The organism is Gammaproteobacteria bacterium, assembly GCA_028817255.1.
Taxonomy (GTDB): domain Bacteria; phylum Pseudomonadota; class Gammaproteobacteria; order Porifericomitales; family Porifericomitaceae; genus Porifericomes; species Porifericomes azotivorans.
On the sequence record JAPPQA010000012.1, the window covers coordinates 1 to 7286 of the forward strand.

The 7286-nt window shown below is 60.0% G+C and carries 8 protein-coding genes and 1 pseudogene; 1 reads left to right on the forward strand and 8 read right to left on the reverse strand.

What is annotated here, in order from left to right; all coding sequences use genetic code 11:
- Positions 1 to 50 precede the first annotated feature (50 nt).
- The 8 genes and pseudogenes from OXU43_00435 to OXU43_00470 all read right to left on the reverse strand — a co-directional run bounded on the left by OXU43_00435 (position 51) and on the right by OXU43_00470 (position 6779).
- Positions 51 to 605: a hypothetical protein gene (locus tag OXU43_00435; GenBank protein MDD9823646.1), complete on the reverse strand. Its 555-nt coding sequence runs from the start codon at positions 603 to 605 to the stop codon at positions 51 to 53.
- 181 nt (positions 606 to 786) lie between these two features.
- On the reverse strand, positions 787 to 1440 hold the full coding sequence (locus OXU43_00440) for a hypothetical protein (protein MDD9823647.1): 654 nt from the start codon (positions 1438 to 1440) through the stop codon (positions 787 to 789).
- A 65-nt stretch (positions 1441 to 1505) separates the two neighbouring features.
- A pseudogene (locus OXU43_00445) lies at positions 1506 to 1738 on the reverse strand (transposase).
- Positions 1739 to 1939: 201 nt separating this feature from the next.
- Complete coding sequence (locus tag OXU43_00450) at positions 1940 to 2830, reverse strand: hypothetical protein (protein MDD9823648.1); 891 nt, start codon at positions 2828 to 2830, stop codon at positions 1940 to 1942.
- A gap of 2 nt (positions 2831 to 2832) precedes the next feature.
- A complete protein-coding gene (locus tag OXU43_00455) occupies positions 2833 to 3915 on the reverse strand; it encodes a mechanosensitive ion channel family protein (protein MDD9823649.1) in 1083 nt (360 codons plus the stop codon).
- Positions 3916 to 3952: 37 nt separating this feature from the next.
- Entirely contained in the window at positions 3953 to 5050 is a 1098-nt protein-coding gene (gene nagZ / locus OXU43_00460) for a beta-N-acetylhexosaminidase (GenBank protein ID MDD9823650.1), read from the reverse strand.
- Positions 5047 to 5847 carry an ABC transporter permease gene (locus OXU43_00465; GenBank protein MDD9823651.1) on the reverse strand — a complete coding sequence of 267 codons (801 nt, stop codon included), beginning with the start codon at positions 5845 to 5847 and terminating at the stop codon, positions 5047 to 5049. The genes nagZ and OXU43_00465 overlap by 4 nt, the downstream gene beginning before the upstream one ends.
- Positions 5844 to 6779 (reverse strand): ABC transporter permease, encoded by a 936-nt coding sequence (locus tag OXU43_00470; GenBank protein ID MDD9823652.1) that lies wholly within the window; start codon positions 6777 to 6779, stop codon positions 5844 to 5846. The genes OXU43_00465 and OXU43_00470 overlap by 4 nt, the downstream gene beginning before the upstream one ends.
- A gap of 99 nt (positions 6780 to 6878) precedes the next feature.
- Between OXU43_00470 and OXU43_00475 the strand changes: the two genes are divergently transcribed.
- Positions 6879 to 7283 carry a hypothetical protein gene (locus tag OXU43_00475; protein MDD9823653.1) on the forward strand — a complete coding sequence of 135 codons (405 nt, stop codon included), beginning with the start codon at positions 6879 to 6881 and terminating at the stop codon, positions 7281 to 7283.
- The last annotated feature ends 3 nt before the right edge of the window (positions 7284 to 7286 follow it).

Below are 7286 nucleotides of genomic sequence, written 5' to 3' on the forward strand. Positions count from 1 at the left end.
GCACGGGTAAAGACACGGACAAATCAGCAATTTCCGAAAAAACGGCGTGGCTATTGCTGGTTGGCCTCCAGATAGGCAAGCACGAATTCTTCGACTAACTCTTCTACCTGATCAAGGACATATGTGTAATCTCCTGCGTGAGTTCCTGTACTGCCATGCTGCCAAGTTGTCCCTACATACCTAAATGCTCTCCTTGCTTGGTGCGTCACGAAAATTACGGACCGGTTGAATTGCACTGTTATGCTTAATCCTTTTCCAATAACGTTGACTTGGATGTAGAGATATTCTGAGCGACTATGTCTGGCTATGGGCGGTAAGTCATCGCTATTAGTGGGGATTAGCCCGTATTTCCGCAGCGTGAGGGCAGTTTTATTATAGATTCTTTGCTTTGTCAGTCCGATGTCTTTGGCGTTTTGATGGAGACTCTCGATAAGCACTTCTACTTGTTTATAGTCATCAACTTCAAGACCGTTTGAGGACCATTCCTGTGCCTGCACAGGAGCAAAGACGACTCCCGCAAGCAACACAGCAGCGGTTAACCGAACAATCGTAAGATTCGCCCGATACTTCATCGCTTCACTCCTCTGATGTTTCAGGTATTGCATGGATAATCTCCTTCACTGGTGATGCTTCTCGCTGCTTTGGTTTCCAATCGTATCATACTCCTTTGAGATAGATTCAGGGTTTGGGTGGCGTTGCTTTTTGCCCTCACCCCGGCCCTCTCCCAGAGGGAGAGGGAGGAGAATGCCGTGCTAGGTGGGGGAGAAACGACCTTACTTGACTCTTTTAGAATTGTGAGGCCTTGATTCGACTAGTTCTAAGGTTGCCACTGAGGACCGGGTACAATGTAATAGTATAGCCACTAATTTGGTTGCCCTCTTGCCTGAAATGAAATATCTCGTCGGCTTTGTTATAATTTGTGTCGGGACCGAAGTAATGTTCATAGCCATACCAAGTATTACCAACAGCATATTTAACAATGTAGCTTCCCAGAGGGACTGATACTTCTATAGTATCCCCACCGCGAACAAAGATATCCATAACTTTCATCCCTGAAATATTTTCAAGCTTTATAAGGTAATTGCTACCGGCGCTGGTCTTAATTTCAAATGGTGCCACACCCTCGGCTGTTACATTTTTTCGTGTAGTTCCATTGTTTGGTGGAGCTAATGCAAGAGCGAGAGGGGCACTAGTACGTTGTTCTGGTGTTTTAGATTGGGTTGATGCTGAGAATTGAGGTATCAGGCGCGAATCGTAGATAACCCAACCAATTATCAGAGTTGGAAAAATGATCAGGATAAATCTGATTATTTTTTTTCGCCGATTCGGGGGCGTAGTTTTTTCGGCAAACTCTTCAAATTTCGAATACTTTGCTTTAGATATGCCAAGTTCATTTTGGATGCGGAGTAACAATTTTTCAAATTCAGAAAGTTTTGCCATTTTGATAAGAACCTATCTCAAAACTGCTTTAGCAGGATTCCGATGCATGCGAGTTAGACAAATCCTCAAAAGTTATCTGCGTAGTATTCCCAGCGTATTAACAAACGACGCTGCCATTGCAACCATGCAAAAAACACTCCACAATCCACCGCCGCTCGTAGCGGCGCAATCTTCGGCCGTCTTGCGTCTTACGCTTCTTCTGGTTCTTGCGATGCGGCGCTATCACCTCGACTTTCTCTTTCTTCAACTCCTCGTCGAGGTGATCGCTGTCCTACGCTCGGTCTCCTATCAAGCACTCCGTTTGGTTTCTATCATGCAGAAGTCGAAACTTATGGCGCCGGTCGTCAGAATCCACAATACCGCTTTCAAAACGCGGCGGGCGGGAACCGGGTTGCGGCCCGGGCAGCTCGCGAGAATCCTTTCCCATTGTTCGTCGCGGATCTTTAGTATGGGCATACCATACCACGGAAAACGTCATCATCTCAATTTTGAGGTAGGTTCAAGTACGGATATTTTGCAGTAGCAGGTAAATCATGGCCAACATGCGATGAAACAGATAGTCAATTTGTTCTGGAGTTTCCAAGGATCTTTGAACTGTTTCTGAATGGCGAATATAGTGGGCGTTGCCAATTGCAGTCAGCTCTTTTGCTTCCTTTTGAAGTCTCTCTCTAAATTTTTCCTCCGGAGCGGCCCGTGCCAGAATCTCTTCTATCGCCTTCTTTTTATCTGGGTTATGAATGGTTTTGATTCTTTCCCAGACTTTCCAGATTTTCTCTAGCGCTTCCTGCTTGGTCTCATGGGAGGGTAGTCTAATTTTATCACATGCCTTAGTTATCATTTGATCCAGAGTTTCGTTGCCGCTTCTCGTTTGAGTAGTATTTTGTATCAATTCATCTAATTGTGGAGGCAGCACCCGGTGAATTTTGCCGTCATTTTTCAATTCATAGGCAATATTGTTGCGCGCAAATAGCAGATTGATTTCTTCTAGAAATTTTGATTGCCCCTTATGTTTGTCAAACCTGATATAGTGTTGATGCCTGTAATATTCGTGATAATCGTTTAGAGTGGGATCGGCGATATGACGGAAAACGTATTCAATGGCATCTAGAATTAGCAGTATTTCGGGCGTGTCACACGAGAAGATAGGATCCCCCGGATTCTCCCACTGCAACCTCGGTATATCGCCAACCATTGCAGTGATCAGTGCATTTGTATTGGTTCCTGCAATAACCTCGCTATCCGGGCATCTCTCAGGGAATTCCTTAGCAAAGGCGCCTTGATCAATCAGGGTTTTTATTTTCGTCTCAATAGTACGGCAGACTTGGGGCGATATTGTTTCTTTTGGGTGAGGACGAGGGCCGTTTTCCCTGTCACTGAAATACTCGTTCACATTTATCTCCTTTCTGCCTGCGCCGCTTCGCCGCCCTGCAACAGCACCGTAGAAGTGGGAAAGGCGCATTCCGCCCCGCACTCCTCAATGATCTCCAGCACTTTGAGCAATACGTCCTGCTTTACCTCGTGGTACTTGATCCAGTTCGTGGTGCGGGTAAAGACGTAGATGAAGAAGTCCAGGGAGGAGGGCGCGAAGGCGTTGAGGTTGACGATGGTGGTCTGCGTGGGATCGATCTCGGGGTGCGTCTTCAGCATCTCCTTCACTTTGCGCACGATCTCGGCGACCCGGCCCGCATCTTCGTAGCGCACGCCGATGGTCTCGTAAATTCGGCGGTGCGTCATCCGGGAGGGGTTCTCCACCGCGTTGGCGATGAACACGGTGTTGGGGACGTACAGCAGGCGCTTGTCGAAGGTGCGGATGTGCGTGGTGCGCCAGCGGATCTTTTCCACGGTGCCCTCCAGTCCCTGAGACTCGCAAAGGATCCAGTCGCCCACCTCGAAAGGGCGGTCCAGATAGATGATGAAACTGCCGAACACGTTCGAGATGATGTCCTTCGCCGCCAGGCCGACGACGATGCCGCCGATGCCGCCGAAAGCGAGGACGTTGGTCAGATTGATGCCGATTTGCTCCAGGCATATGAGGGCGATGACCACGATCACAAGGATGCGCAGGGCCCGGGCGCCGATGTCCACTACGCGGCGCACCCGTTGCGCCTGGCGGCCCTCGCGGCGCGCCAGCCGCGCCAGCGCCAGCCGCTTCAGCCGGTTTACCAGCAGGATCAGGAACAGGGCCATGACGGCGACCGTTCCGAAGTCGAATACGGGCTCTAATTTTGCCTGCAGGGACAAGTCCAGTCCGCGGTCCAGCGACCAGGCGCTCAGGAACAGCGCGATCAGGAAGACGGCTCCCAGGCCAGGCTTGCGCGCGGCGTAGAGCAGTATCGCCAGGTAGTGGTTGCCGAGGGCTTCCATCTTGGCTCGCAACCGCTTGCTGCCCCATAGCCAGGCGAAGGCCAGCAGCGCGCTGCCTGCGCCGATCAGCGCCAGTTCTACCAGGATGCGAACCGCTGTCATCGTTTCCATGGGCATCTTCCCTACTCCTTGCTCTTTGCTCTTTCCGTTATGAGGACGCGGCCCCGGCCGTCTCCGTTTCTTGCGGCGCCGCCGCTTCCGCCTCCCGGCGCAGCGCTGCCAGTGCCGCCCGCGCCCTGCGCCAGCGCGGGCAATTGCGCGGGAAGCCGCTGTCCCGGACGCCGCCCGCGCCCCGCAGGGCATCGAGTTTGCGCGCCGCCAGCAGCCACTCCTGCGGGCGCAACCGGTCCACAAGCCGCTCCACTTGCTGCCGGCGGTTGCACAACAGCACCAGGTCGCAGCCGGCCTCGCGGCAGGCGACGAAGCGATCCGCATGGTCGGCCACGACGGCGGCCGCCTCCATGCCGATGTCGTCGCTGAGCACCGTTCCCTTAAATCCCAGCCGCCCCTTCAGTATGTCCCGGATCCAGGCGGCGGAGTAGAGGGCCGGCCCTTCGCAGACGGCCGGGTACGTGACCAGGCCCATCATCACGCCCTCGATCCCCTCGCGTATGGCCGCCGCGAAGGGGCGCAGATCCGAGTCGCGGATGCGCGAATACTCCCTGGGATCCGTGCAGCGCTCCCGGTGCGTGTCGCCGGCTACGGCGCCGTGACCGGGGAAGTGCTTGGCTACGGCGGCCATGCCCGCCTGCCGCAGGCCGTGCCGGCAGGCGCGTCCCAGGCGGCAGACGATATCGGGGTCGCGGTGGAAGGCGCGGTCGCCGATGACGCTGCGGTTGCCGCCCAGATCCAGGACGGGCGTCAGGCTGAGGTCCAGGCCGGCGGCGGCGATCTCCGCGGCCATCAGCCAGGCGATGTCCGCGGCGAGCCGCAACGCGCGCTCCGGGCGCCGTTCGTAGCTCCGGCCCAGCAGGCCGAAGGCGGGCAGCGGCGCAAAGCCGTGCCGCAAGCGCTGCACCCGCCCGCCTTCCTGGTCCGCCATCACCAGCAGGGCGGGGCTCTTCAGGCGCCGCACGGCGCGCGCCAGCGCCGTGACTTGGCGGCGGGATTCCTGGTTGCGCGCAAACAGCAGCACGCCGCCGACCAGGGGGTGGCGCAGCAACTCGGCGTCTTCCGGCGTCAGGCGGGTCCCCGGCAGATCGACGACCAGCGGGCCGGCCGCCGGCGCGCCGCCCTTTCCTTTCATCCGCCGTTCCCCTGCCGCCGCCCGCCCAGGGCGTCGCGCGCGGCGTCGCCCAGGAGGTTCACCGACAGCACCAGGGCCAGGATCGTCAATCCGGGGGCCAGGACGATATGCGGCGCGACCAGCATGTGCCTCGATCCTTCCAGGATCATCGAACCCAGGGAGGCGCCGGGCGGCTGCACGCCCAGCCCCAGGAAGGACAGCGTGGACTCGGCGATCACGATGCCGGCGATCTCGTAGGGCAGCTGCACGCTGAGCACGGAGAACAGCAGGGGCAGCACGTGGCGGCCCAGGATGGCCGGCGGCGGCGTCCCCAGGGCGCGGGCGGCCTCGACATGGCCCAGTTGCTTGAGCGCCAGCGTCTGCGCCCGGCTCAGCCGCGCGAAGGCCACCCAGCCGCCGGCGCTGAGGGCCAGCACGGCGTTGCCCGGTCCCGGCCCCAGGAAGCCGGCCAGCGCAATGGCCAGCAGGATGCCGGGAAAGGCCAGCACCACGTCCATCAGGAAGACGGCGGCGCGGTCCCATATGCCTCCGAGCAGGGCGCCGCACATGCCGAGGGGGACGCCGATCAGGAAGGACAGGCTGACCACCAGCAGGGCGATCGCCAGGGAATTGCGGGCGCCGACGATCAGCCGGTCGAGCACGGGGCGGCCCAGTTCGTCGCAGCCCAGCCAGTGCTCGAGGGTGGGCGGGCGCGCGATCCGCGCCAGGTCAATCTCGTTGGGCGCGATCGGCAGCAGCAACGACAGCGCCGAGACCAGCAGCCACAGGCCCACGACCAGCAGCGGAATGCGCTTCACGGCCGTTCTTCCGCCTCCAGCCGGATGCGGGGATCCAGGGCGCAATAGACCAGGTCGGTCAGCAGGTTGATGCCCACATAGACCGTGCCGATCAGGAGGACGCAGCCCTGGATCACCGGGTAGTCCCGGCTGCGGATCGCCTCGAACATCAGTTGCCCGACCCCCGGCCAGGAAAAGATATGCTCGGTTACCACGGCCCCCGTCAGCAGGGCGCCCGTATGCAGCCCGACGATTGTGATCGCCGGCAGCAGCGCGTTGCTCAGGGCGTGTCCCAGCACCACCCGCCAGGGCGGCAGTCCCCGCGCCCGGGCCGCGCGCACGTAATCCGTTTCCAGGACATCAATCAGGCTGCCGCGCACCATGCGCATCTGCAGCGCGACCATCGCCGTGCCCAGGGTCAGGGCGGGCAGCACCAGCGCTCCCGGCCCGCCCATGCCGCCCACCGGGAACCAGCCCAGGCGGTAGGCAAAGACGAGGATCAGCAGCGGCCCCAGCCAGAAGTTCGGCAGCGACAGCCCCAGCAACGCGCAGGCCGTCGCGCCGCGGTCCCAGGCGCTGCCGCGTTTGAGTGCCGCCAGGACGCCCAGGGCCAGCGACAGCAGCGCGGCGAAGGCCAGCGTGGCGGCGGCCAGGAGCAGGGTGGCCGGGATGCTGTCGGCCAGCAGGTCGCTCACGCGCCGCCCGGAATGCAGCGAGGCGCCGAGGTCGAGGACGGCCAGCCGCCGCAGGTACAGCCACCACTGGGCGAGCAGGGGCCGGTCCAGGCCCATGGCCTCCGCCATCGCCTGGCGTTCCATGGGCGTCGCCGATTCCCCGGCCATGATCTCCACCGGGTCGCCGGGGATGACGCGGCTCAGCGCAAAGACGACGGCGGTGACGCCGATGACGACCAGCAGGGCCCCCGCCAGCCGGGAATACAGATAGCGCAGCATGGTTGTTGCAGCCGCGGGGCCGGGACCGCCGCCCCCGGGGTCGCGAAGCCTCCGTACAGATCCAGGAAAAGGACGCAGGCTACATGATACAATGGCGCCATGTTGCGCGCAGTCGTCGAGTGGACTGTCCGTGCGCTGGGTTTGGCGCTTCTACTGGTGGGGCTGGTGGGCGGATATCGCGCGCTGGGGGAGTTCTGGCGCCTGTATCAGGAGCCGGACCGCATCGAGAGGGTCGCCCAGGCGGTGGAGGAGGCCTCGCACATAGACCGTTCCCTGGCCGCCGCGGTGCAGGGCGTGTTGCGCGACGGCGACCAGGATGCCGCCGCTACGGCCCCGGCGGAGGAGCCGCCCGCCATCCGCATCTCTTATTACGTCGCCTGGGTTATCGTGCTGCTGCTGCTTTCGATGTTCGCCAATATCGCTTTACTGGCGGTGCGCGCCGGGGGTTACCTGGCGCTGCACGAACTGCGGTCGCGGCCGCCGCCGAACGGCGGCAACGCCTGAGCG